Source organism: Pseudomonas vlassakiae, from assembly GCF_014269035.2.
GTDB lineage: Bacteria > Pseudomonadota > Gammaproteobacteria > Pseudomonadales > Pseudomonadaceae > Aquipseudomonas > Aquipseudomonas vlassakiae.
Map to the genome: position 1 here is coordinate 1 of NZ_JABWRP020000024.1, position 25,631 is coordinate 25,631.

Annotated in this window: 21 protein-coding genes and 2 pseudogenes; 7 read left to right on the forward strand and 16 right to left on the reverse strand. The window is 64.9% G+C overall.

The annotated features are described in order from the left end of the window. Window positions 1–175: 175 nt before the first annotated feature. From HU738_RS22970 to HU738_RS23000, 7 genes are all read right to left on the reverse strand, one after another. Window positions 176–1,825 carry a dipeptide ABC transporter ATP-binding protein gene (locus HU738_RS22970; protein ID WP_186604355.1) on the reverse strand — a complete coding sequence of 550 codons (1,650 nt, stop codon included), beginning with the start codon at window positions 1,823–1,825 and terminating at the stop codon, window positions 176–178. After that, a complete protein-coding gene (locus tag HU738_RS22975) occupies window positions 1,822–2,670 on the reverse strand; it encodes an ABC transporter permease (protein WP_186604357.1) in 849 nt (282 codons plus the stop codon). Before HU738_RS22975 ends, HU738_RS22970 begins: the two co-directional genes overlap by 4 nt. Window positions 2,671–2,808: 138 nt before the next feature. After that, a complete protein-coding gene (locus tag HU738_RS22980) occupies window positions 2,809–3,852 on the reverse strand; it encodes an NADP(H)-dependent aldo-keto reductase (protein WP_186604359.1) in 1,044 nt (347 codons plus the stop codon). Window positions 3,853–3,883: 31 nt separating this feature from the next. Next, entirely contained in the window at window positions 3,884–5,206 is a 1,323-nt protein-coding gene (locus HU738_RS22985) for an LLM class flavin-dependent oxidoreductase (protein ID WP_186604361.1), read from the reverse strand. Window positions 5,207–5,219: 13 nt separating this feature from the next. Continuing rightward, entirely contained in the window at window positions 5,220–6,464 is a 1,245-nt protein-coding gene (locus tag HU738_RS22990; protein ID WP_186604363.1) for an acyl-CoA dehydrogenase family protein, read from the reverse strand. A gap of 21 nt (window positions 6,465–6,485) precedes the next feature. Then, window positions 6,486–7,418, reverse strand: a complete 933-nt coding sequence (locus HU738_RS22995; protein WP_186604365.1) for an ABC transporter permease — start codon at window positions 7,416–7,418, stop codon at window positions 6,486–6,488. Beyond that, window positions 7,415–9,097 carry an ABC transporter substrate-binding protein gene (locus tag HU738_RS23000; protein ID WP_437182038.1) on the reverse strand — a complete coding sequence of 561 codons (1,683 nt, stop codon included), beginning with the start codon at window positions 9,095–9,097 and terminating at the stop codon, window positions 7,415–7,417. Before HU738_RS23000 ends, HU738_RS22995 begins: the two co-directional genes overlap by 4 nt. 498 nt (window positions 9,098–9,595) lie before the next feature. On the opposite strand from HU738_RS23000, the gene HU738_RS23005 reads away from it, so the two are divergent. Next, window positions 9,596–11,695 carry a TonB-dependent receptor family protein gene (locus tag HU738_RS23005; RefSeq protein WP_186604369.1) on the forward strand — a complete coding sequence of 700 codons (2,100 nt, stop codon included), beginning with the start codon at window positions 9,596–9,598 and terminating at the stop codon, window positions 11,693–11,695. Between the two features lie 78 nt (window positions 11,696–11,773). Here HU738_RS23005 and HU738_RS23010 read toward each other — a convergent pair whose 3' ends face one another. After that, window positions 11,774–12,397 carry a glutathione S-transferase family protein gene (locus tag HU738_RS23010; RefSeq protein ID WP_186604371.1) on the reverse strand — a complete coding sequence of 208 codons (624 nt, stop codon included), beginning with the start codon at window positions 12,395–12,397 and terminating at the stop codon, window positions 11,774–11,776. 125 nt (window positions 12,398–12,522) lie between these two features. On the opposite strand from HU738_RS23010, the gene HU738_RS23015 reads away from it, so the two are divergent. Beyond that, on the forward strand, window positions 12,523–13,053 hold the full coding sequence (locus HU738_RS23015; RefSeq protein WP_176507296.1) for a GNAT family N-acetyltransferase: 531 nt from the start codon (window positions 12,523–12,525) through the stop codon (window positions 13,051–13,053). Between the two features lie 33 nt (window positions 13,054–13,086). Here the strand turns inward: HU738_RS23015 and HU738_RS23020 are convergent, their stop codons facing one another. Next, on the reverse strand, window positions 13,087–13,965 hold the full coding sequence (locus HU738_RS23020; RefSeq protein WP_176507297.1) for a DMT family transporter: 879 nt from the start codon (window positions 13,963–13,965) through the stop codon (window positions 13,087–13,089). Window positions 13,966–14,190: 225 nt separating this feature from the next. Here HU738_RS23020 and HU738_RS23025 point away from each other — a divergent pair, with 225 nt between their 5' ends. Next, complete coding sequence (locus HU738_RS23025; RefSeq protein ID WP_186604373.1) at window positions 14,191–15,015, forward strand: aldo/keto reductase; 825 nt, start codon at window positions 14,191–14,193, stop codon at window positions 15,013–15,015. 23 nt (window positions 15,016–15,038) lie between these two features. Here HU738_RS23025 and HU738_RS23030 read toward each other — a convergent pair whose 3' ends face one another. The 3 genes and pseudogenes from HU738_RS23030 to HU738_RS26080 form a co-directional block, all read right to left on the reverse strand. Further along, a complete protein-coding gene (locus HU738_RS23030; RefSeq protein WP_186604375.1) occupies window positions 15,039–17,129 on the reverse strand; it encodes a sensor domain-containing protein in 2,091 nt (696 codons plus the stop codon). Window positions 17,130–17,259: 130 nt separating this feature from the next. After that, window positions 17,260–17,754 carry a GNAT family N-acetyltransferase gene (locus tag HU738_RS23035; RefSeq protein WP_186604377.1) on the reverse strand — a complete coding sequence of 165 codons (495 nt, stop codon included), beginning with the start codon at window positions 17,752–17,754 and terminating at the stop codon, window positions 17,260–17,262. 66 nt (window positions 17,755–17,820) lie between these two features. After that, window positions 17,821–17,943 (reverse strand): annotated as a pseudogene (locus HU738_RS26080) (RidA family protein); the annotation flags it as partial. Between the two features lie 159 nt (window positions 17,944–18,102). Between HU738_RS26080 and HU738_RS23040 the strand changes: the two are divergent. Beyond that, window positions 18,103–18,429 carry a hypothetical protein gene (locus HU738_RS23040; RefSeq protein ID WP_054887291.1) on the forward strand — a complete coding sequence of 109 codons (327 nt, stop codon included), beginning with the start codon at window positions 18,103–18,105 and terminating at the stop codon, window positions 18,427–18,429. Between the two features lie 41 nt (window positions 18,430–18,470). Here the strand turns inward: HU738_RS23040 and HU738_RS23045 are convergent, their stop codons facing one another. Next, on the reverse strand, window positions 18,471–18,683 hold the full coding sequence (locus HU738_RS23045) for a PLDc N-terminal domain-containing protein (protein WP_054887292.1): 213 nt from the start codon (window positions 18,681–18,683) through the stop codon (window positions 18,471–18,473). A gap of 214 nt (window positions 18,684–18,897) precedes the next feature. On the opposite strand from HU738_RS23045, the pseudogene HU738_RS23050 reads away from it, so the two are divergent. Beyond that, window positions 18,898–19,212, forward strand: a pseudogene (locus tag HU738_RS23050) (cation:dicarboxylate symporter family transporter); the annotation flags it as partial. 40 nt (window positions 19,213–19,252) lie between these two features. Here HU738_RS23050 and HU738_RS23055 read toward each other — a convergent pair. After that, entirely contained in the window at window positions 19,253–19,723 is a 471-nt protein-coding gene (locus HU738_RS23055) for an FAD/FMN-containing dehydrogenase (protein WP_186604379.1), read from the reverse strand. Between the two features lie 138 nt (window positions 19,724–19,861). Here HU738_RS23055 and HU738_RS23060 point away from each other — a divergent pair, with 138 nt between their 5' ends. Beyond that, window positions 19,862–20,869 carry a GlxA family transcriptional regulator gene (locus HU738_RS23060; protein WP_186604381.1) on the forward strand — a complete coding sequence of 336 codons (1,008 nt, stop codon included), beginning with the start codon at window positions 19,862–19,864 and terminating at the stop codon, window positions 20,867–20,869. 6 nt (window positions 20,870–20,875) lie between these two features. Here the strand turns inward: HU738_RS23060 and HU738_RS23065 are convergent, their stop codons facing one another. Both HU738_RS23065 and quiC read right to left on the reverse strand, forming a co-directional pair. Then, on the reverse strand, window positions 20,876–21,547 hold the full coding sequence (locus HU738_RS23065; protein ID WP_186604383.1) for a TetR/AcrR family transcriptional regulator: 672 nt from the start codon (window positions 21,545–21,547) through the stop codon (window positions 20,876–20,878). Between the two features lie 306 nt (window positions 21,548–21,853). Further along, on the reverse strand, window positions 21,854–23,761 hold the full coding sequence (quiC, locus tag HU738_RS23070) for a 3-dehydroshikimate dehydratase QuiC (protein WP_186604385.1): 1,908 nt from the start codon (window positions 23,759–23,761) through the stop codon (window positions 21,854–21,856). A gap of 476 nt (window positions 23,762–24,237) precedes the next feature. On the opposite strand from quiC, the gene HU738_RS23075 reads away from it, so the two are divergent. Continuing rightward, entirely contained in the window at window positions 24,238–25,611 is a 1,374-nt protein-coding gene (locus HU738_RS23075; RefSeq protein WP_176508091.1) for an MFS transporter, read from the forward strand. The last annotated feature ends 20 nt before the right edge of the window (window positions 25,612–25,631 follow it).

The following is a 25,631-nucleotide window of genomic DNA, read 5'->3' on the forward strand; positions in this document are numbered from 1 at the left end:
TCGACCTCCAAGCCACCTGGTTCCTGGCACAACATCTTCAGCGCCTATCAGATCGAGCGCCGCCCGCGCGGCGCATCGCGGATAAATCCGCTCCTACAGTTTGTTTCGGGCCAGTCCCTCCTGGGGGGGCACCGCTGTCCGCCTGTTTTGTCCCATTCGAAGGACCGGCACAGGCTTACACTGCAATCCGCTCAAACCAGCGAGGCCGCGCCGCCGGCAGGTGCGGCACCGCATCGAGCAGGGCTCGGGTATAGGGATGGCGCGGCTGCCCGAGCACCTGCGCCACCGCCCCTTGCTCCACCACCCGGCCCCCTTGCATCACCAGCACCTGGTTACTGACCTGCTCCACCACCCCAAGGTCATGGGAGATGAACAGGCAAGCCAGGCCCAACTCCGCTTTCAGTTCCGCCAGCAACGCCAGAATCCGCGCCTGCACCGACACATCCAGCGCCGACACCGGCTCATCCAGCACCAGCACCTTGGGCTTCATCGCCAGCGCCCGGGCAATCGCGATGCGCTGTCGCTGCCCGCCAGACAGTTCCAGCGGACGACGGTCGAGCAGCCCCGCCGGCAACTGCACCCGGTCCAGTAACCTAGCCGCCTCGGTACGCCGCAACCCACGCGGCACACCCGCCTGGGCCAGCGCTTCGGCCAGCACTCGCAACACGGTATATCGAGGATCGAACGAGGCCAGCGGGTCCTGGAACACCACCTGTATGCCCTGTCGTGCCTGACGTTGCTGGACGGCAGACAGCGCCAGCCAGTCTTGCCCGGCCAGCTGCACGCTCCCCTGCTCCGGGCGCTCCAGTCCGAGCAGGATGCGCCCCAGCGTGCTCTTGCCAGAGCCGGATTCACCCACCACGCCGAGTGTCTGACCGGCACGCAATTGCAGTGACACATCGTTCAGCACCTGACGCGCCTGGCCATCCGGCCCGACGAAAGCCTTGTGCAGGCCACGCGCCTCCAGCACCACCGGTTGCTCGTTCACAACAGCCTCCACCAGCGAAAGCGCCGGGACCGACGGGCGCTGAAAATGCACCGCCCGTGCCGCGCTCAGCAGGCGTTGAGTGTAAGGGTCCTGCGGGTCCTGCAGGATCTGTTCGACCGTGCCCTGCTCGACCACCACGCCATGGCGCATCACCGCCACCCAGTCGGCCAGACGCGCCACCACGGCCAGGTCATGGCTGACCATCAGCAGGCTGCTGTCGCGGGCACGCAGGTGTTCAAGCAGGTCGAGGATCTGCGCCTGCACCGTGGCGTCCAGTGCGGTGGTGGGCTCGTCGGCGATCAGCAGGCGCGGCTGGCAGGCGATGGCCGAGGCGATCAATGCCCGTTGACGCAGGCCTCCGGACAGCTGCCAGGGGTACTGCCGGGCGCGAACTTCAGGTTCAGGTACACCGACCTGGCGCAGCAGTTCGAGTACGCGCAAGCGACGCTGCTCGGCGCCCAGGTCGGTGTGCAACAGCAACGGTTCTTCGATCTCGGCCCCCACCCTTCGCAGCGGGTCGAGCGAACCCAGCGCATCCTGCATGACGAAGCCGATGCGCCCACCGCGCAGGCGCTGCCAGTCAGCCCCGCCAAGCCGGCGCAGGTCCTGCCGGGCAAACGCCAGGCGCTGGGCCTGCACCTGAGCGCCGGCACCGGTCAGGCCAACCAGCGTGCGGGCCGTCACGCTCTTGCCCGAACCCGATTCGCCCACCAGTGCCAGGCACTGTCCGGCGTGCAGTTGCAGGTCGACGCCGTGTACCACCGGCACGCCGTTGAAGCTCACGCGCAGGTCGCGGATGTCCACCAAGGGGGCTGGGTGCTGTTCGAAGATGCTCATGGGTTTCTGCCCTCGCTACGGCGCAACCAGTCGCGGCCGATGACGGTGATGGAAATGACGGTCAAGGTGATCGCCAGCGCCGGCCAGGCCATCAGCCAGGGCGCATTGGCCATGAAATTGCGCGCCACGGCCATCATCGCCCCCCACTCGGGCGCAGGCGGTGGTGCGCCGAAGCCCAGGAAGCTCAGCGCGGCGGCGGCGGTGATGGCGCCGCCCAGGCCGATGCAGGCCAGGATCAGCACCGGTTGCACGGCATTGGGCAGCACGTGGGCCAGCACCACCGCCGAGCGTTTGCGGCCCAGCGTGACGGCGGCTTCGACGAAGCCGGCGTGGCGGAGGGTCAGGGTCTGGGCACGGACCAGGCGGGCGTAGCGCGGCACTGAAGCGATGCCGACGGCGAGGATCAGGTTGCTGGTGCCCTGGCCGAACAGGGTGATGATGACCAGCGCCAGCAGCAGGTCGGGGAACGCCAGCAGGACGTCGACGGCGCGCATCAGCAGGTTGTCCAGCCAGGCGGGAGCCAGGCCTGCGAGCAGGCCGAGCGAAGTGCCCAGGCCGAGCCCGACCAGGGTGGCGGCCAGGCCGATGTAGAGCGATGGGCGGGTGCCGTGGATCAGGCGGCTGAGGACGTCGCGGCCGTTTTCATCGGTGCCGAGCCAGAAGGTGGCGTTGGGTGGGAGGTAGGCCAGGCGGGCGTCGGCAGCCAGCGGGTCGGTTGGGGATAGCCAGTCGGGGAAGGCTACGGCCAGCAGGATCAGGGCCAGGATGAGCCAGGCCAGTGTGATACCTGGGCGAAGCCGCGAATTGCTGGTCAGGAGGGTGGGTGGCAGTGCAATCGTGTTCATAACTGTCCTTCTTGGCGCCTTTGCCGGCCTCATCGCGGATAAATCCGCTCCTACAGGGGCACCACAGGGCCCAGGCCTGTGCGGTACTTGTAGGAGCGGCTTCAGCCGCGAACAAGGGCGCAGCCCTTGCCATGCGGGCTACGGGGCCGGGTTGGGAATGCGGCGGTGCACGGCCTGGATCTCGGCCAGCACCTCGTCGGTCAGTTGCACATCCAGTGCACTGAGGTTCTCCTGCAACTGCAGCAAGCTGGTCTGCCCGGTAATCGCACTGGCCACGAACGGCTGGCGAATCACGAAGGCCAGGGCCAGTTGCGCTGGCGTCAGGCCATGCGCCTGCGCAATCTGCACATAGCTGGTGGCTTCCTCGCTGCCATAGCGATTGAACGTGCGATACACCGACGACAACCGCGAACCCTCAGGCCTGGCACCGTTCAGGTACTTGCCGGTCAACGCCCCGAACGCCAGCGGCGAATAGGCCAGCAGGCTGATCCCTTCGCGATGGCTGAACTCCGACAGGCCGTTTTCGTACAAGCGGTTGAGCAGGCTGTACGGGTTCTGGATGCTGGCGATCCGCGCCAGGCCCTTGTGCTCGCTGTGCCGCAGAAACTGCGCCACACCCCACGGCGTTTCGTTGGACACACCGATATGGCGGACCTTGCCAGCCTTGACCTGTTCATCGAGCACTGCCAGGGTTTCTTCGATGGCAATGGTGTCCGGGTGGTCATCGGCATAGGGATACTCGCGGACGCCGAAGAAGTTGCTGGTGCGATCGGGCCAATGCAGCTGGTACAGGTCCAGGTAGTCGGTGTTCAGCCGGCGCAGGCTCCCTTCCAGAGCGGCGACGATGTTCTTGCGGTCGTGGTGCGACAGGCCATCGCGGATATGCGCCTGGCCGCCGGGATCACGCGCCGGACCGGCGATCTTGCTGGCCAGGATGAGCCTGTCGCGGTTGCCACGGGCTTTGATCCAGTTGCCGAGGTAGCGCTCGGTGGTGGTCCAGGTTTCAGCGCGGGTCGGCGTGGGGTACATCTCGGCGGTGTCGATGAAATTGACCCCGGCGGCGATGGCGGCGTCCAGTTGCTGGTGGGCGTCCTGTTCGCTGTTCTGATGGCCCCAGGTCATGGTGCCGAGGCTGAGCAGGCTGACCTGGAGGTCGGTGTGGCCGAGTGTGCGGTAACGCATTGGACATCTCCTGAAAAATACGGAATCTGGACTAAGCGGCGAACTGGTTCACGGCCTTGGGCAAGCCAAGGTGGTCGCGCAAGGTGGTGCCGGTGTACTCGGTGCGGAACAGCCCGCGCTTCTGCAGCAGCGGCACCACTTCCTCGACGAACACCCGCGCGCCCGACGGGAACATGTCAGGCATGATGTTGAAGCCATCCCCGGCACCCGCCAGGAACCACTCGGCCAAGGTATCGGCGACCTGCTCCGGGGTACCGACAGCCAACCGATGCCCCACCAGGATCCGCCGCGACAGTTGGCGAATGGTCAGGTTCTCGCTGCGCGCCAGGTTCAGCTGGGCTTGCAGAAACCCGTGCGAGCCGCGTTCGAAATCCGCCACCGCGCCAATCCGCTCCCAAGGCAACGGCGCATCCGGGTCCAGCTCGCTGGCATCGATGCCGATACGCCCCGCCACCTGCTGCAGCAGGCCATGCTCGCCGTGCCAGGCGTTGAGCTGGTCGAAGCGGGCATGGGCCTCGGCCTCGGTACTGCCGATCACGGTCGACAGGCCGGGCATGATCTTCAGATGCTGGGGGTCACGTCCCCAGGCCTTGGCGCGGGCTTTCATCTCCTGGTAGAACGCCTGGCCGTCGGCCAGGGTGGTCTGGGTGGTGAAGATCGCGTCGGCATAACGTGAACCCAGCGCTTTGCCGCCTTCGGAGGAACCGGCCTGTACCAGCACCGGCCGGCCCTGGGGCGAGCGCGGCAGGTTCAGCGGGCCCTTGACCTGAAAGTGCTTGCCCTGGAAGTCCAGGGTGTGGACTTTGCGCGGGTCGGCGAAACGGCCGGCGACGCGGTCGCCGATGATCGCGTCGTCTTCCCAACTGTCCCACAGCTTCAGGGTCACCTCGACGAACTCTTCGGCTCGCCCGTAGCGGTCGACATGCAGCGGCGCGCCCGCCAGGCCGAAGTTCTGCGCTGCGGCATCACCGGCATTGGTGACCACGTTCCAAGCCGCGCGGCCACCGCTGATATGGTCCAGCGAGGCGATGCGCCGGGCCAGGTTGAACGGTTCGTTGTAGGTGCTGGAGCAGGTGGCGATCACGCCGATGCGCTCGGTGGCGGCGGCCACGGCGGTGAGCAGCACAGTCGGCTCCAGGCGTCCACCGGGTTGTGCGGACACATCCGGCGGCAGTGCCGGGCCGTCGGCGAGGAAGATCGCGTCCAGGCAGCCGCGCTCGGAGATCCGCGCGATGTCGCGGTAGTAATTGACGTCGATATAGGCGTCGAGTGCCGCCTCGCCCTGGCGCCAGGCGCCGGCGTGCGAGCCAAAGCCGAGGATGTTCATGCCCAGGCTCATCTGTTTGCTGCTCATGCGGTTCTCCTGATCAGACTGCGCTGGCTTCGTCGCCGCTGCCCTGCCCTTCACTGGCGGCAGCCTGGCGGGCACGCCAGGCCTGGGCCGGGCTGATGCCGTTGAGGTAGTAGTCGCCCAGCGCCTGCTCGCGGTAGATCGCCGGGTTGTGCGAGGCCAGGGTGCGTGCGTTGCGCCAGTGGCGGTCGAGACGCCGGGTGTTGCTGGTAGCCGAGGCGCCGCCGACCTCGAACAGCAAGGTGCTGGCCTGCAGCACTTGCGGCAGGACGATCTGCTGCGCCTGGAACGCGTGGATCTCGGCGTCGGTGTAGAGCTGCTCGGGCACCTCGCCTTGCTGCCCTGCTTCGAACACCGCCTGCAGGCTCTGGCCCACCGCAACCACCTGGGCCTCGGCGGCGAAAGCGAGGCTCGACAACCGACCGATCACCGCCTGCACCAGCGGGTCGGCGGCCGGTTGCGACTGCCCAGGCACACCAAAGGCGCGGGTGCGGCCCTTGACGAAGGCTACTGCGTCGGTCAGCACCGCACGGCTGATGCCGGCCAGCGTGGCCAGGTGCACCGCCTGGTAGAACGCGGTGAGATACGACTCGGCGCGCAACTCCCCTTTGGCGAAGCGGCGCAACAAATGCTCAGGCTGTACCTTCACTTGCGTGAACCGCGTGGTACCACTGCCGGTCAGGCGCTGGCCGAAGCCATCCCAGTCATCGACCCGCTCCACGCCTGGCGCACCGGTTGGTACCGCCAGGCTGACGAAGTCGTCGCCGTGGTTGGCCACCGCCGCGACCCAATCGGCGTAGAGGGTGCCGGTGCAGTAGTACTTCTCACCGTCCAGGTGGTAAGCGCCCTCGCCCCCGCTGAGCTGCACGGTATTGCCGGTGCTGTCGGTGCGCTCGGCCATGGCCGCGCCCCACAGCTCGCCGGCCGCCACTCGGGCGAACCAGTAGTCCTGGGAAGCGGCGTCGTTGGACGACAGTCGCCCTTCGACAAAGCCGAAGTGGGCGCGGAAGATCTGCGGCAGGTTGGAATCGGCCTGGCCCAGGCGCACCAACTGGCGCAGCAACTGCGGCAAGCTCGCGCCAAGGCCGCCGTGGCTGCGGGGCACGCGCAGGGCGCCAAGGCCGGCTTCGCGCAGCCAGGCCACCGGTTCATGGGCCAGGGTGCGTTGCTGCTCGCGGGCCACTGCGCCTTCGGCAATGCGCGCGTAGATCGGCGCAAAACGCTCATCCAGATCGGCATCGGTAATCGAGGTTTGACTCATGGCAGTTCCTTTCTCGTGAATTCAGGGGCGTGCGGTGCGCGGGTCGATGGCCTGGGTCGCCAGGTCCACCAGCAGGTTGACCAGCACGTAGAGCGCCGCTGCCAGCAAGGTCACGCCGAGCACCAGCGGCACGTCCTTGGTGGCGGTGGCGTCGAGCATCAGCCGGCCGATGCCCTGGCGGCCGAACAACAGTTCGAGCACCACGGCCCCCCCAAGCAGGCTGGCGAACACGTAGCCGGCCAGGGTCACCAGCGGCACCAGGGCGTGGCGCAAGGCATGGCGCAGGCGCACGGCGGTATCGCCCATGCCGCGGGCGCGGGCCTGGGTGATGAAGGGTTGTTCCAGTACCTGCTCCAGCGACTGGCGCAGCACCTGGGCCAGCACCGCCGCAATCGGCAAGGCCAGGGCCAAGCTCGGCAGCACCAGCGAGCGCCATCCGCTTGAGCCAGACGGCGGCAGCACATGGAAGTAGAAGGCGAAGGCCAGCAGCAGCACGGTGCCAATCACGAAATTGGGCGCCGAGGACAGCACCAGTTCGATGCCCGATACCAGCGCGCGCAAGCGTCGCCCGCGGTTGGCGGTGAGCAGCGCCGAAGCCAGTGCCAGCAGCACCGCCAGCAGCGCCGCGCTGGTGGCCAGGGCCAAGGTCGCGCCGGCCTGCTCGGCAATCGCCTGGCCGACCGGAATGCGCAAGCGGTACGATTCGCCCAGCTCGCCCTTGGCCAGCCGCAGCAGGTAATGGCCGTACTGCACCCACAGCGGTTGATCGAGGCCGTACTCGGCACGCACCTGGGCCAGCATGGCTTCGCTCGGCATCGCATCCGGGCCGCCGAGAATCGCCAGGGCGGTGTCGCCACCACTGTGCTGCATGCCGAGGAAGGTCAGGCTCGCCGCCGCCCACAGCACGATCACGCCGTCGCGCAGGCGGCGCAGCAACGTTGCCAGCAATTTCATGGTTGCTCCTTCGCCAGCCACACGCTGGTGAACAAAGGCACGTTGTGCGAACCGTCGAAGAGCACGCCGCCGACCACGTTGCGGTAGGCCAGCAGCATCTGGCTTTCCACCGAGGGCACCGCCGGCACGGTCTCGCCCAGGCGCTGCTGGGCTTGGCGATAGAGCATGCGACGGTGTGCCGGGTGGGTGCTGCGCCGGGCGTCACCGAGCAGCTGGTCGAGGCTGTCGTCGCGGAAGTGGCCGACGTTCTGGCCGATCATTCGGGCGCTGGGGATCGACTGGCTGTGGTAGAGGATGTACAGGCCGTCGGCTGTATTGGTGTGCCAGTAGCCGCCGCCGAGGGCATCGAAGTTGCCGCGGTAGCGCAGTTCCATGACCTTGCTGATCGGCAGCAGCTCGATGCGCAGGTCGAAGCCCACTTTGCGCAGGTCGGCCTGGGCCGCCACCGAGACATTGGCCGGGAATGCCGGGTTGTCGTAGGTCAGCAGCGTCGCCCCGAGGCGCTGGCCGTCGCGGGTGCGGTAGCCCTCGGCATCACGCCCGGTCCAGCCGGCGGCATCCAGCAGCCGGCCCGCTTCGGCGGGGTCGAAGGCCAGGGCATCGCGTGCCACCGGGTCATAGCCGGGAGTGTTCACCGCCAGAAAGTCACCCTTGGCCAGGTACTCGCCGAAGCCGGAGATCCACGCCAGGCCGTCGCGGTCGATGGCCTTGGCCACGGCCTGGCGCACCCGCACGTCATCGAACGGTACGCGCTCGACATTGAAGGTAATGCTGCGCGCCGGGTTGCCCTTGCGAATGCGGTTGCGCAGGGTCAGCTGCGGGTTGGCGCGGATCGCTGCAGCGTTCTGCGCCGGTGCGTCCAGGGCCATGTCGCTGTCGCCAGCTTCCAGCGAGGTGTAGCGGATCATCGCTTCGGGCACGTAGCTCAATTCAATGCCGTCCAGGTAAGCCTCGCCCTGGTGATGGATCGCAGCTGGCGCCCAGTGGTAGCCCGGGCGGCGGGCGAAGCTGGCGCGTTGGTCTCGCACCCAGCCGGTCAATACGAACGGCCCGGTGCCGATCGGCCGACTGGCGATGGTCGCGGGCGCCTCGATGATCTGCCGTGGCGAGATCATCCCCAGCCAGGCTTGCGACAGCACATCGAGAAACGGCGCATAAGGTGCGCGCAAGGTGGCTTCGAAGGTGAACGCATCGACCACCCGGCCGTTCAGGTACGGCGCGATGTAGGCAGCCGCCAGCGGCGAGTGGGTCTTCGGGTCGCGCATGTGTTCGAGGTTGACCCGCACCGCTTCGGCGTCGAAGCGCTCGCCGTCGCTGAAGGTGACGTCGTCGCGCAGGTGGAAGGTGTAGGTCAGGCCGTCGGCGCTGATCTCCCAGCTCTTCGCCAGCCACGGCGTGAGGGTGCCATCCTCGGCCTGGTAGACCAGGCAGTCGAACAGGGTGCGGCCCATCCACTGCATGTTGCCGTGGGACAGCGCATGGATGTCGAAGCTGCCAGCATCAGTCGCTGCCGATACGCGCAAGGTGCCGCCGCGCTGGCCGCGCTGCTGCTCGACGAAGTCGCTGGCCGGGTAGCGCATCACGCCGTTCACCTCACTAACCGCTTCACCCTTGAGGGTGGACTGGGTCTGCGGGGGCGTGGCGGGTGAACAGGCGGCAACTAACAGCGCACTGGCCAACAGGCATGCATTGAATAATCGGACGTTTGGCTGCACAGCAAGCTCTTTATATAGACGGCTACATAAAGTGCTGTTGCAGATGTCATGCCAGCCTTGTTTCCACGTATTTACTGGGCGCCAGCAGCCTTCCAGACGCGCTAACCGCACAAACTGCCCAGTTACTGTTGGAATGCAGACAGTCAGCCAATAGAGGGCCCTGTGGGAGCGGGTTTACCCGCGAATGCGGCGGTGGCCATGCCAGAGCATTCGCGGGTAAACCCGCTCCCACAGGTTCGCCGGCTGATCTGGATATTTGTATATAACCCACACTGTTTCAAATACAACACGGCCACAACAAAACTTGCTGTTTCGTTCATCTTCACACACTCAATTACTTGGCAAAGCCGCAACTTCCGGTCTTTCGTCAGCTGGCACAGAATCTGCTCTTACCGCTTTCGACAGGCCTGACTATTCCCATAGAACGCCGAGGACCTACGATGACTCTCAAGGAATACGACGATGCGTGCGATTCACCCCCACCCACTGCGCCTGGCCATCCGCCACGCTGCTCTGGCCACCCTGCTGGCCCCGGCCACGGTACTGGCCGCTGACCCTACCCTCGGCACGGTGACTGTGCAGGCCGCCAAGCAGACTGAAGTGCAACAGGCCGCCAGCGCCCTCGCCGAGGTACCCGGTGGCACCAGCGTGGTCGACAGCGAAGAAGTCGCCAAAGGCCGTACCGCTACCCTGCAGGACACCCTGGCCTACCAGCCCGGTGTATTCGTACAGTCCACCGGCGGCAACGACGCGGCAAAGATCTCGATCCGTGGCTCCGGGGCCAACACCTCGCCCGGCTACTTCCGCGAAGGCATCAAGTTCCTCTTCGACGGCCTGCCACTGACTGGCCCTGGCGGCACCCCGTACGAATTCCTCAATGCCAGCGGCGTCAACTACACCGAGATCCTGCGCGGCGCCAACGCCTTCCAGTATGGCGCGCTGACCCTCGGCGGCGCGGTCAACTTCGTCAACCACAGCGGCTATAGCGCCCCCGGCCTGCGCGTGCGTGCCGAGGCCGGCAGCTACCACTACCAGAAGCAGAGCATCAGCTACGGCGGTGTGGAAGGTGGCCTGGATTACTACCTGCAGGCCGACAACTACCGCAACGACGGCTACCGCGACTACAGCCTGTCGAAAAGCTCGGGCATCGTCGCCAACGCCGGCTACCGCTTCAACCCGAAGCTGGAAACCCGCCTGCTGCTGCGCTACCGCGACGAGACCCACAACGACCCCAGCGCCACCACCCTCGACAATGCCCTGCACCACCCGCGCCGGGCCAGCGCCACCGCAGAAAGCAGCGGCGCTGGTGCACGCCGCCCGGGCAGCATCTGGGCCGGCAGCAAGACCACCTACACCTTCGACGACGACGCGCGGCTGACCTTCGGCCTGTCGTACCACGACTACCGCCACACCAACAGCCCGCGCAGCCCGAGCAATCCCAGCTACTGGGACTGGCACGACCTTGGCCTGCTGCTGGGCTATGACCGGGTCGACTACCTGTTTGGCCACGAGAGCCGCAGCAATATCGCCTTTACTTCGACCCAGCACCTGCGCGGTGGGGTGGATTCGGCCAACGGCAACAAGGTGTCGCTCAAGCAGGTCAACTACAAGGACTCGTTCGGCCGGGTGATCGCCCTGGGCAACGACATCAACCTGGTCGACAACCTGTGGCTTACCAGCGGCGTGTCGTTCATCAATGTGCGGCGCAAGGTCAACATCGACTACGCGGTCAACCCCAACACCACGACCTTCCCGCAGCATGTCGACTATGACAACTGGAGCGTCGCCCCGCGCATCGGCCTGCGCTACGAGATCAACCCCGAGCTGCAGGTATTCACCAACTTCAGCCGCAGCATCGACCCGCCCGCGTCATGGGAATACTCCGGCTCCGGCCCGACCCTGCCGTACATCCGCCCGTTGGTGGAGCAGAAGGCCAACACCTTCGAAGTCGGCATCAAGGGTTCGCACGGCATCTTCGACGGCAGCCTGGCGCTGTACCGCTCGTGGATCCACGACGAACTGCTGAACGTGCAGATCATCCCTGCTACCTCCACCGCAGCAGCGGTTACCGGCGCGTTCAACGCTTCACCAACCATCCACCAGGGTGTCGAAGCCGGGCTCAATACGCGCCTGTGGGACAACACCCAGGGCGACCTGGTGCGCTGGCGACAGTCGTACACCTACAACGACTTCTACTACCGGCATGACGACACCTTCGGCGACAACCAGCTGCCAGGTGTGCCCAAGCATATCTACCAGGGCGAACTGCAATACCAGGACCACAGCGGCTGGTACACCGGGGTGAACGTGCAATCGGCATCGCGCACGGCGGTGGACTATGCCAACAGCCTGTATGCGCCGTCGTACACGATCTGGGGGGCGAACCTGGGGTATGAGGCGCCGAAGGGCAACTGGAAGGTCTCGCTGGACCTGAAGAACCTGGCCAACAAGGCGTACGTGACGGCGGTGACGCCGGTGTACAACGCGCGCGGGCTGGATACCGCGTCGTTCTGGCCGGGGGATGGGATCGGGGCTTATGTAGGGGTTGAAGTTCGCTACTGATTTTTCCTGTGGCGGCCTGTCGCGGATAAATCCGCTCCTGCACGGAGCAGATTTATCCGCGAACAGGCCGGTACTGGCTTACGCCGTCCGCGGCATCAGCTCGTAGGGATGCTTCCACCCCGGCACCGCCTGAATACGCTGCTTCCACGCCTCGATGTAGCTGAAATCGGTCAGCACGATCCCGGTGTCCTCCGGCATGAACACATACCCCGCCAGCGACAGGTCGGCAATGGTCAGCCGCTCGCCGACCATGAACGGCGCCTTCGCCAGGTGCGCATCGACAATCCGGTACGCCGCCGTGGCCCGCTCCCGCAGGAAGCCGGTCACTTGCGTCTCACCTGTCTTCTTCAGGCACAGCAGGAAACGCAGCGCCGCGTAGTAGCTGGTGAACTTGTGGTTGTCGAACAGCATCCAGCGCCAGATCTCGCGCTTTTCATTGTCGTCACGCGGGCCGAACTGGCCGGTGCGCTCGGCGAGGTATTCAAGAATCAACGCCGACTGGGTCAGCCGCTGCCCAGCGTGCTCCAGCACCGGCACCTCACCCTGCTCGTTGACCTCGTCACGCCATTGCGGGTCGCGGGTCTGGCCGTTGAAGAAATCGACGAACACCGGTTGCCAGTCCTGGCCAGTGAGTTCGAGCATCAGCGCAGCCTTGTAGGCGTTGCCGGATTCGGCGAAGCAATGCAGCGTATAGTCGGGCATGGGCGGACCTTCAGTTTCCTTTGAATGATCGATTTGGGCATTCACGGCAAATCCGTAACGGCGCTCCCACAGATTACACAAAAATAAGCTTAAATTTCCCGATCAACCCGCCAGGAAGGCCTGCAATGCCCTACCCCGATCTGCCTCGTACCCTGTCCACGCCGCGTACCCTGCTGGTCCGCCCGGCGCCGGCGTTTGCCCAGCAACTGCAGCAGGCGCTGCTCGACAGCTACAGCCTGCACCAACCGTTCCTGGCCTGGGCCAAGCCCGACTGGACCTTGAAGGAGGTGCAGGAAACGCTGCAACTGAGCGCCGAGGAGTTCCTCGACCCAGCCAAGGAAAAGCGCTATTTCATCCTCGCACCGGACAGCGGTGAAGTGATCGGCTGCATCGGCCTGCGTCCTGGCGATGACCAGTACGAAGTGGGCTATTGGGCGAGCCAGGCCAGCAGCGGCCAGGGCCTGATGCGTGAGGCGCTGACCTGCCTGCTGGACGCCGTCGATGCCCCGGTGTGGCTGACCACTGATATCGATAACCATGCCAGCCAGCGCCTGGCCGAAAGCGCCGGGTTCGTGCGGGCTGGCAGCCAGCTGACTGAATTCGACCCCAGCACGCCGAGGCCTGTGTACCGACGCGTTCCTGCGGGAAACCGGTGAGCCAACTTCTCCATCGGCTGGAGCAATTCGCCTTTATTTCTTGCGCTGCATCCAGGCGGCCCCAAGGCCACTCAGGCAGATGATGGCAATGCCCAGCAAGCTCGCGCTGTCCGGCACCTGGCCGTAGATCAGCAGCCCCAGCAACCCGGCAAACACGATCTGGCAGTAGCTGAACGGTGCCAGCAGCGCTGGCGCAGCATGGCGGAAGGCCTGGGTCAGCAGCAGGTGCGCGCTCATGCCGAAACCGCCCAGGGCCAGCATCAGCAATGCATGGTCCCAGCGCGGCACTTCCCAGAAGAACGGCACCAGCACACTCATCACCAGGGTGTTGCAAAGCCCCGCGTAGAAGTTGCTGGTGGTCGGGCTGTCGTATGCCGCCAGGATGCGCGTGAGCAGCTGATAGAAGCAGAAGCCCAGTGCCGAACCGAACGGATACAGGATCGCCGGGGTGAACATCGCGCCACCGGGGTGCACCACCACCAGAACACCGATGAAGCCCAATACCACCGCCACCCATTGCCCTGTCGTCACCCGCTCCTTGAGCAAGGGCGCCGAGAGCGCGGTGACCAGCACCGGGGCGAGAAAGTTGACCGAGGTTGCCTCGGCCAGGGGCAGGTATTGCAGGCCGCTGGTGAACAGCAGGCTGGTGCTCAAGAGGCTCAGTGCACGCAAGGTCTGCAGCAGCGGGCGACGGGTGCGCAAGACATTGAGCCCGGACTTGGGCAGGAAAATCCCGGCCATCAACAGCGTGTGCACCACATAACGGGCCCACACCACCATGACGATCGGATACAGCCCACCGAGGAACTTGGACAAGGCATCGTGACTGGCGAACAGGAAGGTCGCCACCACTACCAGGGCAATGCCACGCAGGGGTTGGTTGACTCCGGACAACGGTGTACTGGAACTCATGGCGTTCTCGTCGGCGGCGCGGCTCAGTGCTGCGTCAGGGGCAGGTGCGACAGCACGGATTCTAGAAGAGATACGACAACTTAAGGAAGTTCAATTCCAGGCTTTGCCTGGGACGTTCGCCATTCCGTTCGCTGATCGACCACTTTCTACCCCGACTGCATGGCCTGTGCCTGGCAAAGCGCGCACCATCGCCTGCGGACCCTCGACCTCGAACAAGGAGTTTTCATGCAACGGCTCACTACCCGCAACGGCCTGGACCTGCCCTGCATCGGCCTGGGCACCTGGCCAATGACCGGCGACGCGTGCACCCGCGCCGTGCACCAGGCGCTGGAGCTGGGTTACCGGCACATCGACACCGCCACTGCCTACGCCAACGAAGCCGCTGTCGGCCAGGCCCTGCGTGACAGCAGCGTGCCGCGTGAGCAGATCCACCTGACCACCAAAGTCTGGTGGGACCGCCTTGAGCCCAAGGCCATGCGCCAGTCGCTGGAAGACAGCCTGCGGGCGCTGGGCACCGAGCAGGTCGACCTGTTCCACATCCACTGGCCCGCCAAGGACTGGGACCTGGCCCGCAGCATCGAAACCCTGGTGGCATTGCGCGACGAGGGCAAGGCGCGCTGCATTGGCGTGGCCAACTTCCCGCTCGGCCTGCTGCGCCGTGTGGTCGAGGAACTGGGCGCGCCACTGTCGGCGATCCAGGTCGAATACCACGTATTGCTCGACCAGCAACCGCTGCTCGACTACGCTCGCCAGCATGACATGGTGCTGACCGCCTACACCCCGCTGGCCCGTGGCCGCGCGGCGGAGCAGGCGGTGATCCGCGAGATTGCGCGCAAGCATGGCGTACTGCCGAGCCAGGTGGCGTTGAACTGGTTGCTCGATCAAGCGGGCGTAGCGGTCATTCCCAAGGCCAGCTGCCGGGACAACCAGCTGGCCAACCTGGCGGCGCTGGAGGTGCGGCTGGATGATGCCGACCGCGCGCTGATTGCCGGGTTGCCGAAGGGGCAGCGGGTCGTCAGCCCGGACTTTGCGCCGGACTGGAACAGCTGAGTCCTGACGGGGCCCTCGAACGACTACACACAAACCTGCTTCAGGCGCTCACTGGCCGGCGCCGGCCGCCCGTACAGGTAGCCCTGGAAGTGCGAGCACCCTTCTGCCCGCAGCCGTTGCATCTGTTCTTGCGACTCCACGCCTTCGGCTGTGGTCTTGATCATCAGGCTGTTGGACAGCTCGGTGATCGCACGGATGATCGACATCGCCTCGCGGCTGTCGCACATGTCATGGACGAACGACTTGTCGATCTTGATCCGGTCGAACGGGAACGAACGCAGGTAGCCCAGCGACGAGTAGCCGGTGCCGAAGTCATCCAGCGAAATCGACACACCCAGGTCCTTCAGCGCCCGCAGTGTGCGCACGTTCTCTTCACTGTTGCCCAGCAGCACCGACTCGGTGATCTCCAGCTCCAGGCGCTGCGGTGCCAGGCCCGAGTCGGCCAGGGCCAGGGCCACGCTGTGAACCAGGTTGGCGTTCTTGAACTGTACCGGCGACAGGTTCACCGACACGGTCTGCTCGGTGCCCCAGCTGGCCGCCTCCTGGCACGCCAGGTTCAGCGCCCGGGTACCGAGCTCGTGGATCAACCCGGTTTCCTCGGCGATGGGGATGAAGTCCATCGGCATGACCATGCCGCGGGTCGGGTGCTCCCAGCGCAACAGCGCCTCGTAGCCGGTCACACTGTTGGTCTGCTGGTCCACTACCGGCTGGTAATGCAGGTGCAACTGCCCCAGGTGCAGCGCGGTGCGCAGGTCGGTTTCCACCAGGCGGCGCTGACGGGCGGCGACATCCAGCTCCAGGTGGAAACACTCGTAACGGTTACGGCCGTTGCGTTTGGCCTCATACAGCGCCATGTCGGCGTAGCCGAGCAGTTGTTCGGCCTGGTCGTTGTCGTCGGGGGCGATGGCGATACCGATGCTGAGCCCCACCGAGAACTGATGGCCCTCGATCTGGAATGGCGGGCAGATCGCCTCGATCAGGCGCCTGGCGGTGTTGCAGGCGGCCTCGCGGCTGTCCAGATGGGTCAGCACCACGGCGAACTCGTCACCGCCCAAGCGGGCCAGGGTGTCGTGCTCGCGCAGCTCGCGGCGCAGGCGCTTGCCGAGCGCGCGCAGCAGCTTGTCACCGAAGGCATGGCCGAGGGAGTCGTTGATGTTCTTGAAGTTGTCCAGGTCCAGGCACAGTGCGGCAGTGAGCTTCTCGTTGTCGTGACCGCGCACCAGGGCCTGCTTGAGGCGCTCATGGAACAGGGTGCGATTGGGCAGCCCGGTAAGGGCGTCGTGGTGCGCCATATGGTGGATCTGCGCGTGGGCGGCCAGCTCTTCGGTGGCATCTTCGGCCACGAATAGCACGTAATCTGCCTGGCCGTCACACTGTTGGCTGAGCAGCGCGCGGCTGCGCAGGGTGCGCGGGCCACAGGCGGTGTCGACCCGGGTTTCGGCGGCAAAGCCCTTGCTGCTGCGCGCCCCACGGCTGAGCTGGGTTTCCAGGTAATCTGCCGCGGCCGGTGCCAGGCACTCTGCGGGCGTGTGGCCGATCATTGGCTTGGCGCCACCACCGAACAGGCGCTCGGCCTGTTGGTTGGCGAGCAGGATGCGCTGGCTTTCCAGGTCCTGGACGATGACGCTGGCAGGGATGTTGGCAATCACCGAGTCAAGGAACTGCGACAGGTTGGCCATTTCCTGGCTGTACTGCTCGGCCAGTTCCTTGGCTTGCAGCAGCTCCAGCTCCTGCTGGCGGCGCTCGGAAATGTCGCGGGTGACCTTGGCGAAGCCGACCAGCTGGCCGTGGTCGTCACGTACCGCCTCGATCACCACATGGGCGTGGAAGGCCGTGCCGTCCTTGCGCAGGCGCGCACCGATCTCTTCGAAACGGCCGCTGCTGCGGGCCTGTTCCAGGTTCTGCTCAGGCAGGCCGGCCGCGCGCTGGTCTTCGCTGTAGAACAGCGAGTAATGCTGGCCGACGATCTCCTCGGCGCGGTAGCCCTTGGCGCGCTGTGCGCCGGGGTTCCAGTTGGCGACAATACCGTCGGGGGTGAGCAGGTAGATGGCATAGTCCACCACGCTCTGGATCAACAGCCGGTACATGATGTCGGGGCTTGCGACTAACGACATGAAATTTACCTGAACCTGCGACGCGCACGAAAGAAACCCCGGGCCAGGGCGGCCGGGTCTTGTAAGGCAGTGCTGGCATTATGCCTTGCGAGTGAACTTTGTGAAGTAGGTCACAGAATTTTGCTGCGGGTCAGTGAAAGACGGAGGTCACCTGGTAGGTGAGCAGGTCAGGCTCGTCGGCGGGGAAGATCTGTTGCACAGGCCGGTGCAGGTCGGCCACCACGGCCTTGCAGAACGCCACCGCGATGGGATCCAGGGCGTAGCAACGCAGCAGCCAGTCGCCGGGGCTGGCGAGCAACTGGTTGGCCACGGCACGGCCAATACCCTGGCGCCGATAGCGCTTGAGGATGAACAGGTCGGCCAGTTCCAGCGCGTCGAAACCGGGCAGTTCGCTGCGCTCTACCAGCACGAAGCCGGCGATGAAACCGTCCGCCAGCACCAGGCTGGCGCTCCAGCCTGGGGACTGCCAGTAGCGCTGCAGGTGCTCTTCGTGAATGTAGAAACGGCCGTCCACTTCGACATCTTCCTGCTCCCAGTCGGAGGACTCATAGGCATAGAACTGGTAGAGGTTACGGATCAGTTCGGCCTGATCGGGGGTGGTGGGCAGCAGTTCGATGGGCAGCATGGCTGGAGTGGCTCGGGCAAAACGTCATTCTAAGGCTTTTGTGGTGCCTCTGATGGCCTGTTCGCCGGCTTGGGTGGCATTGGCCAGCGCCTGGCGGGCCTGGCCTGCAAAATCGGGCGGCAGCTGCCCATTGGCATCCTCCCCGCCCTGCCCGGCGATAAACAGCAGGCGGCTGCCGCTGGTGGGCTCGAGTTAGGTACAGGTCAAGCTGTTGTAGGAAACTTCTTTATCGCCGTGCAGAACCTCAACCACGTGTATGTAGGATTGCGCCGCACAGTTCGCTAGATTGCAGTTCCCGGCACGGAGGCCAGCACTGCGGCGTAGCGCCGCTTCACTGAAGGAAAAGCCATGAGCAAGCCCTATGCGTTCCAACTCGCCTACACCATCAGCCCGGTGAACAATGACCATGAAGGTGACGCCGCGATAGCGCGAACCCACCTGCGCGAAGAAATGGGCTGGAAGACCTCCGGCAAAGTCGAAACGACGCTGCACGGTGAGGTTGTCCTGTCACCGGGTACGCCTGACGAAAAGCGCAAAGAAGCCAGCAAGGCGATTCGTACCCGCATCCGTGACGCGTTCAAGGCACTGGAGGTAGAGGACACGGTCAGCTTCGCCGGCAGCCTGATGGTCAGCGGCCTGGACCCGGCCATCAAAATCGGCATCACGCCCGACTGAAGCCACCGGTATCAGGCGCCATGCGCCTGATACCGCCGCCGTCATTTCTCCTCCAGCACCGCCCTGCCCTTCACTGCCCGCGGCCCACGCCAAGCCCAGAACAGCAGCCCCGGGAACGGTGCATAGACCACGAACACAACCCACAGCATCTTGCGCTCTGCGCGCCGATCGCTGCCGATGATGTGCCAGATGGCAAAGATCTCGAGCAGGATGACCAAGGCCGCGACAATGATCCAGATCGTTCCGATTTCCATGAGCACTCTCCCGTTGGCATGTACTGGGTTGGGTTGCTGCCAGCGCTGAGGGTTCAGTTGGATTTGCTGCGTGCGTTCAGTGACAACCCGCGCGTCTCAAGCCGCCGAGTGTCGGGCGGCCTGGACGATGAGGGCGATCAGTTGCGTCACCTGCTCGCTCAAGAGCACGTTGGCATGGTGCACCAGGCCGATGTCGCGATGGAAGGTATGTGGGACGATCTTCATCGCTCAGCTGTACGGCATCGACCTGACGCTATCCCAGCAGATTCTGCTGGATGTCACGATGGTGCTCACCTCCAAAGGCGCCACAGGGGTACCCGGCTTTGCAATCATCACCCTCTCGGCGACATTGGCATCGGCCGGGCTGCCACTGGAAGCGGTGGCACTTGTGGCCGGCATCTTCCGCGTCATCGAAAGCGGTACGACCACGCTGAACGTGCTTGGCAATGCCATTGCGCCCCTGGTCATTGCCCGCTGGGAAGGCGTGGCGTTGAAGGGTGAAGGCGGCCCGCTTCCGCTGCGTAACTGAACGGTCAGAACCCTGTCACAGACAGGGCTCTGACGCATCATCAGTGCGTCGGCACCCCGTCCAGGGCCGCCTTGAGCGCCACGGCATCGGCAAAGGCCTGCTCGCTCACCAGCACCCCATCCTTCAAGCGCAGCCATGAAACCTGCCCCGCCTGCCCCGCATAGCGACTGGCAATACGCCCTTCGCGGTCGAGCAACACCCGGTAGCTGTAATCACGCATCGCCGGAATGGCGAACAGCTTGCTGATCAGCGCCGGCATGCGGTGGATATCGGCGACAAACACCGCATCGCGCGCCTCCAGGTAGCCCTTGGGCGCGTCGGCCAAGGCGGCCTTGACCAGCTTGGCACCCTCCATGTCGCGGGCCACCAGCAGGAGGTGAGTGTCGGTTTTCAGGCTGTAAGGCTGATCGTACTGATCAAGCAGCGTCCAGGGTGCCAACCGCTCGCCTGGCTCCAGGGCGTGGGCCAGCAACGGCAGCAGACCGAACAGTAACGCGATGGCGTATTTCATCGAAGTTCTCCAGACAGAAGCGCCAGCATAGTCCACTTGCCTCAACACGACCTGCACCACGACACGCGCGCGCCGGCGATTGTCTTTCCCGCACGCTGCCGCCACACTCTGCTGGCCAGCCAGGAAGCGGAGTCCAGAGTGCCCACCCCACGTCAGTTCAGCAAGAAGACCAGCACCAGCAACATGCTGCGGCTCAAGGCCAGCGCCGGGAGCCCCGAGGCCCCCTACCGCGTCGACTTCATCCTGCTCGAGCACTTCTCGATGGCCAGCTTCACCGTGGCCATGGACGTGCTGGTCACCGCCAACCTGCTGCGTGCCGACAGCTTTCGCTTCACCCCGCTGTCACTCAAGGGTGACCGGGTGCTCAGCGACCTGGGCCTGGAACTGGTGGCCAGCGAACTGTCCGCCAGCGACCTCAAGGAACTCGACCTGCTGATCGTCTGCGGCGGCCTGCGCACGCCGCTGAAATACCCCGAGCTCGACCGCCTGCTGGATGAATGCGCCGCCCACGGCATGGCCCTGGGCGGGCTGTGGAATGGCGCCTGGTTCCTCGGCCGCGCCGGTGTGCTCGATGATTACGGCTGCAGCATCCACCCCGAACAGCGCGCCAGCCTGTCCGAGCGCAGCCCGCAAACCCGCATCACCCCAGCCAGTTTCACCCTCGACCGCGACCGCCTCAGCGCTGCCAGCCCCAACGGCGCCATGGAGCTGATGCTTGGCCTGGTGCGCCGCCTGTACGGCGACGGCTTGGCCGAAGGGGTGGAAGAAATCCTGTCGTTCTCCGGCGCCCGCTACCGTCAGGTCGGCCCAGGGGCGAAGAAGTCGATGAGCTTGCACCTGCGCACCATTGTCGAGCTGATGGAGAACAACCTCGAGGAGACCCTGAGCCTGGACCAGTTGGCCGCCTACAGCGGTCGCTCGCGTCGTCAGATCGACCGCCTGTTCCAGGCCCAGCTCGGCACCTCGCCGCGGCGCTATTACATGGAACTGCGCATCACCAAGAGCCGCCGCCTGCTGCAGTACTCCGACCTGTCGGTGATGGAGGTGGCAGTGGCCTGCGGCTTCGTCTCGGTATCGCACTTCAGCAAATGCTACGCCGCCTACTTCGGCTACCCGCCGTCACGCGAGCAACGGCTGGGCGAGTAAGCGGGTTCACGCGCGGATGTAGCTGAGCACCACGTCGCAGATCATCTGCCGATGGCGCAGCTTGACCTGCTCGTCGGCCAGGTCGATCTGGAAGATGTCGCCGAAGGTGTGGCGGTTGGACACCCGATAGAAGCAGAACGAACTCATCAGCATGTGCAGGTCGATGACCTCGATGCCCGGGCGGAATACGCCCTCCCTGACGCCACGTTGCAGCGTGCTGCCCAACGCCTGCAGCACCAGGCTGCTCATCTCGCGAATGGCCGGCGACTTCTTGATGTACTCGCCGTAATGGATGTTTTCGGTACACACCATGCGCACGAAATCGACGTTGCGGTCGTGGTGGTCGAAGGTGAACTCGGCCAGCCGGCAAATCGCCTGTTCGGGCGGCAGCGACTCCAGGTCCAGGCTCTGCTCGGTCTTGCGGATATCGCCATACAGCTTGACCAGGCACTCGACGTACAGCTGCTCCTTGCTGCCGAAGTAGTAGTAGATCATGCGCTTGGAGGTTGCCGTACGCTCGGCGATGGCGTCCACCCGTGCGCCGGCCAGGCCCTGCTGGACGAACTCGTTGATGGCGGCCTGGAGGATGTCCTCGCGGGTTTTCTCGGGGTTGTTCTTGCGCGGTTGGCGCGTAGCCGAGGGTTCAGGCGTGCTGAGGGGGGCTACGGGGTTGCTCATGGCGGCTCACGGAGTGTCTTATTGGGATTTGCCGGGATTATCCGTGAGTGGTTCGCCCTGCGGCAAGCGACGGAAGAACAAGGTGATCTGCCCGACCTCCACGCCGAGCGTGCTCATGCGGGTGAGATGTATGGCAGTCTGTGTAGGCCGAAAGGTTTGCAGCGCCTATGAGACCGAGCGCCGCCCGCGCGGCGCTCGATCTCATAGGCGCTGAAGATGTCAGGGCAGGCACCTTTCAGCCCTTACACCCTCTCATGGCAAGCGCCTATCAACCCCGCCCTCCCACTCACAAGCGCCACCTCGCAATCACAGCACCGGCTTGCGCGCCACCCCGCTCCGCCGCTTGGCCATGGCCGCCAGGCGCACCGCGACGTTCGCCGCGCCATACCCGGCATAGCCACCCTTGCGCTGGATGATCTCGAAGAAGAAACGCTCCTCGAACGGCTCGGTATACACATGGAACAGCTCGCCGCCCTGGGCATCACGGTCGTACAGCACGTTGTAGTACGCCAGTTCGCTGAGGAATTCGTCATTGAAATCGAACCGCGCCGCCAGGTCGTCGTAGTAGTTCAACGGGATTTCCAGCAACGGCACACCCGACTCCTTGGCCCGTGCCACTTCGGCGAAGATGTCCGCGCAGTCGAAGGCGATGTGGTGCACACCCGAACCGCGGTAACTGGACAGCGCATGGGCGATGGCGGTGTTGCGGTTCTCCGAGATGTTCAGCGGCAAGCGCAGGCTGCCGCACTGGCTGCGCAAGGCGCGGCTCTTGACCAGGCCATACGGGTCGGGCAGCACCACTTCGTCATCGGCAGCAAAGTCAAACAGGCTCTTGTAGAACAGCACCCAGCTGTCCAGCGACTCGGCAGGCAGCGCCAGGGCCATGTGGTCGATGCGCTGCAGACCGCCAGTGACAGTGGCCGCCGGGTCCAGGCGGAAGTCGGTGTCGTAGAGCGACGGCCCTTCCTTGCCCTGCTCCACCAGGTAGATCAGGCTACCGTCCGGCGCACGCACGGCCGGCACTTCGCATTCGTTGGGGCCGACCAGGCCACGGAATGGCTGGCCGCGGAAGTCGGTGGCGCGTTGCAGCGCGGCGTGCTCATCCTTCACCCGCAGGGCGGTGGCGCACAGCGACGGGCCATGGGCCTCGAAGAAGTTGTGGCCAAACGAGTACGGCTCGGCGTTGAGCACGATGTTGATGTCGTTCTGGCGCAGCAGGCGCACCTCCTTGCTGCGGTGCTTGCCGGCTTCGGCAAAGCCCAGGCGCTTGAGCCAACTGCCCAGGCGCGCGCCGACGGCTTCGTCGACGGCAAACTCAAGGAACTCCACGCCGTCGTAGGCGCTGGCAGCCGGCGGGGTGAACAGCACGCCCGGCTCGAGGGTGGTGCCTTCCTGTTCCAGGCGCAGGCGGGTCTGTTCTTCGAGGTACAGCAGCGAGCGCAGGCCGTCGGCGGCGTTCTGCCGTGGCGGTGCTGCACGGAAGCCATCGTTGAATATTTCCAGCGACAGCGGGCCGCGGTAGCCGGTGGCCAGGATCGGCGCGAGGAAGCCGGCCAGGTCCATTTCGCCCTGGCCTGGGAAGTTGCGGAAGTGGCGGCTCCACTCCAGCACGTCCATGTTCAGGATCGGCGCATCGGCCATCTGCACGAAGAAGATCTTGTCGCCCGGGATGTCGCGGATCGCCGCTGGGTCACCTTTGAGCGACAGGGTGTGGAAGCTGTCGAGGATCACCCCCAGTGCCGGGTGGTCGGCCTGGCGCACCAGGTTCCACACTTGCTGGTAGGTATTGACGTGGCGGCCCCAGGCCAGTGCTTCGTAGCCGATCCGCAGGCCGCGCTTGCCGGCGTGCTCGGCGAGCAGGCGCAGGTCGTCCACCAGGATCTGTTCATCGCCCAGGGCATCGGCCTGGACGTTGCTGCACACCAGCACCAGGTCGGTGCCCAGCTCCTGCATCAGGTCGAACTTGCGCTCGGCGCGGTCGATGTTCTTCTGCAGGCGGTCGCGGCGGCAGCCTTCGAAGTCGCGAAATGGCTGGAACAGGGTGATGGCAATGCCGAGGTCAGCGCACATCTGCCGTACTTCGCGCGGGCTGCCGGCGTAGTACAACAGGTCGTTCTCGAAGATCTCGACGCCGTCGAAACCGGCGGCGGCGATGGCTTCGAGCTTTTCCGGCAGGGTGCCGCTCAAGGACACGGTGGCTATCGAACGCTGCATGAAGAAGTTCCTTGTTATTGGACGGACAACGAGCCGAGAACCCGTTGGGGTTTCTGGCACTGTTGATTATTCGCAGGTAAAGTCGGGCGGGCAATCTGTTTGTACGAAATGGTTAGTTTTGCGTTCGATTACCGCACAAAACCGATTTTGGCGAATTGATTCACTGCCAACCCTAAGCAAACATGGACCCAGACGCAGGCCCACCGACCGCCCTCTTCTGCCCTGAGGGTCGTTTGGCAGAACCTGCGCAGACAAGCCCAACGTCACAACATAATAAGTTCAATAAACCGGGTACCGACCTATGCACACCTCCATCGCCTTGCGATCCGCACCTGCTCGTTCGTCTTCCCTCTGCAGACACCGCCTGCGGTCAATCGCGCTATAACCGCCCTACTCCCGAAAAGCGATCGCACCCCTCTGGCCGCCCCTGGGCGACGCCAGCCGTGCGGCGACCTACAAGAACAACGGAGACAACGATGGCTCACTCAAGCTCTCAAGCCAAGAAAGCGACCGCCAGTGGATGGATTGGCTCGGCACTCGAATACTACGATTTCTTCATCTATGCCCAGGCAGCGGCGCTGATCTTCCCGCAGATATTCTTCCCCAACACCGACCCGAAAATGGCCATCATCGCCTCGTTGGCCACCTACGGTGTGGGTTACCTGGCGCGCCCTGTCGGTGCCTTCGTGCTCGGTCACTGGGGTGACACCCGCGGGCGCAAGAACGTGTTGCTGCTCTGCATGTTCCTGATGGGTCTGTCGACCATGGCCGTCGGCCTGCTGCCGACCTACCACGACATCGGCCTGCTGGCGCCGGCCTTGCTGGTGCTGCTGCGCCTGGTCCAGGGCTTTGCCGTGGCCGGGGAAATCTCCGGGGCCAGCTCGATGATCATGGAGCACGCTCCGTTCGGCCGACGCGGCTACTACGCCAGCTTCACCTTGCAGGGCGTGCAGGCCGGCCAGGTATTGGCGGCGGCGGTGTTCCTGCCGCTGGCCTACTTCATGCCGAGTGAGGCGTTCAACGACTGGGGCTGGCGCATTCCGTTCCTGTTGAGCGCCGTCGTCCTGATCGCGGGCTTCATCATCCGCCGGGAAGTGCACGAAACCCCGGCATTCGTGAAGGAAGAGAAGCAGGACAAGGTCGCCAAATCGCCGATCAGCGAAGCCTTCCGGCACAGCTGGAAGCACATGGTGCTGGTGATGTTCATGGCGCTGATGAATGTGATCCCGGTGGTTGCCACCATCTTCGGCGCCGCCTATGCAGTGCAGCCGGCCTACGGCATCGGCTTCGACAAGAGCGTGTACCTGTGGATCCCGGTGGTGGGCAACATCGTCGCGGTGCTGGTGATTCCGTTCGTGGGCAACCTGTCCGACAAGATCGGCCGCCGCCCGACCATGATCGCCGGCTGCCTGGGCTCTGGCCTGCTGGCCTTCGTCTACCTGTATGCAATCAGCATCCAGAACGTGCCACTGGCCTTCGCCACCTCGATCGTGATGTGGGGCATGGTCTACCAGGGCTACAACGCGGTGTTCCCAAGCTTCTACCCGGAGCTGTTCCACACCCGCTACCGCGTTTCGGCCATGGCCATCGCGCAGAACATCGGCACCATGCTCACCGCCATGCTGCCAGCCCTGTTCGCCCTGGTGGCGCCACCGGGTTCGGACAACATCCCGCTGGTGATCGGTGGCCTGGCCTTCTTCATCACCTGCGTGTGTGCGCTGGCGGCCTACATTGCCCCGGAGACTCACCGTCTGGCGATGGAAGACCTGGGCAATCCGGATGCCAAGCCGATGGACAAGGGCGCCTTCGAAGCCAGCCGCAAAGGCAGCTTTCAGGCGGTGAGCCACTGACAGATCGCTGGGGCCGCTCA

What these genes read in the sequence shown, in the direction of transcription:
- HU738_RS22970 (WP_186604355.1), bottom strand. Translation starts at nt 1,825, where the DNA reads ATGAGCATCTTCGAACAGCACCCAGCCCCCTTGGTGGACATCCGCGAC.
- HU738_RS22975 (WP_186604357.1), bottom strand. Translation starts at nt 2,670, where the DNA reads ATGAACACGATTGCACTGCCACCCACCCTCCTGACCAGCAATTCGCGG.
- HU738_RS22980 (WP_186604359.1), bottom strand. Translation starts at nt 3,852, where the DNA reads ATGCGTTACCGCACACTCGGCCACACCGACCTCCAGGTCAGCCTGCTC.
- HU738_RS22985 (WP_186604361.1), bottom strand. Translation starts at nt 5,206, where the DNA reads ATGAGCAGCAAACAGATGAGCCTGGGCATGAACATCCTCGGCTTTGGC.
- HU738_RS22990 (WP_186604363.1), bottom strand. Translation starts at nt 6,464, where the DNA reads ATGAGTCAAACCTCGATTACCGATGCCGATCTGGATGAGCGTTTTGCG.
- HU738_RS22995 (WP_186604365.1), bottom strand. Translation starts at nt 7,418, where the DNA reads ATGAAATTGCTGGCAACGTTGCTGCGCCGCCTGCGCGACGGCGTGATC.
- HU738_RS23005 (WP_186604369.1), top strand. Translation starts at nt 9,596, where the DNA reads ATGCGTGCGATTCACCCCCACCCACTGCGCCTGGCCATCCGCCACGCT.
- HU738_RS23010 (WP_186604371.1), bottom strand. Translation starts at nt 12,397, where the DNA reads ATGCCCGACTATACGCTGCATTGCTTCGCCGAATCCGGCAACGCCTAC.
- HU738_RS23015 (WP_176507296.1), top strand. Translation starts at nt 12,523, where the DNA reads ATGCCCTACCCCGATCTGCCTCGTACCCTGTCCACGCCGCGTACCCTG.
- HU738_RS23020 (WP_176507297.1), bottom strand. Translation starts at nt 13,965, where the DNA reads ATGAGTTCCAGTACACCGTTGTCCGGAGTCAACCAACCCCTGCGTGGC.
- HU738_RS23025 (WP_186604373.1), top strand. Translation starts at nt 14,191, where the DNA reads ATGCAACGGCTCACTACCCGCAACGGCCTGGACCTGCCCTGCATCGGC.
- HU738_RS23030 (WP_186604375.1), bottom strand. Translation starts at nt 17,129, where the DNA reads ATGTCGTTAGTCGCAAGCCCCGACATCATGTACCGGCTGTTGATCCAG.
- HU738_RS23035 (WP_186604377.1), bottom strand. Translation starts at nt 17,754, where the DNA reads ATGCTGCCCATCGAACTGCTGCCCACCACCCCCGATCAGGCCGAACTG.
- HU738_RS23040 (WP_054887291.1), top strand. Translation starts at nt 18,103, where the DNA reads ATGAGCAAGCCCTATGCGTTCCAACTCGCCTACACCATCAGCCCGGTG.
- HU738_RS23045 (WP_054887292.1), bottom strand. Translation starts at nt 18,683, where the DNA reads ATGGAAATCGGAACGATCTGGATCATTGTCGCGGCCTTGGTCATCCTG.
- HU738_RS23055 (WP_186604379.1), bottom strand. Translation starts at nt 19,723, where the DNA reads ATGAAATACGCCATCGCGTTACTGTTCGGTCTGCTGCCGTTGCTGGCC.
- HU738_RS23065 (WP_186604383.1), bottom strand. Translation starts at nt 21,547, where the DNA reads ATGAGCAACCCCGTAGCCCCCCTCAGCACGCCTGAACCCTCGGCTACG.
- quiC (WP_186604385.1), bottom strand. Translation starts at nt 23,761, where the DNA reads ATGCAGCGTTCGATAGCCACCGTGTCCTTGAGCGGCACCCTGCCGGAA.
- HU738_RS23075 (WP_176508091.1), top strand. Translation starts at nt 24,238, where the DNA reads ATGGCTCACTCAAGCTCTCAAGCCAAGAAAGCGACCGCCAGTGGATGG.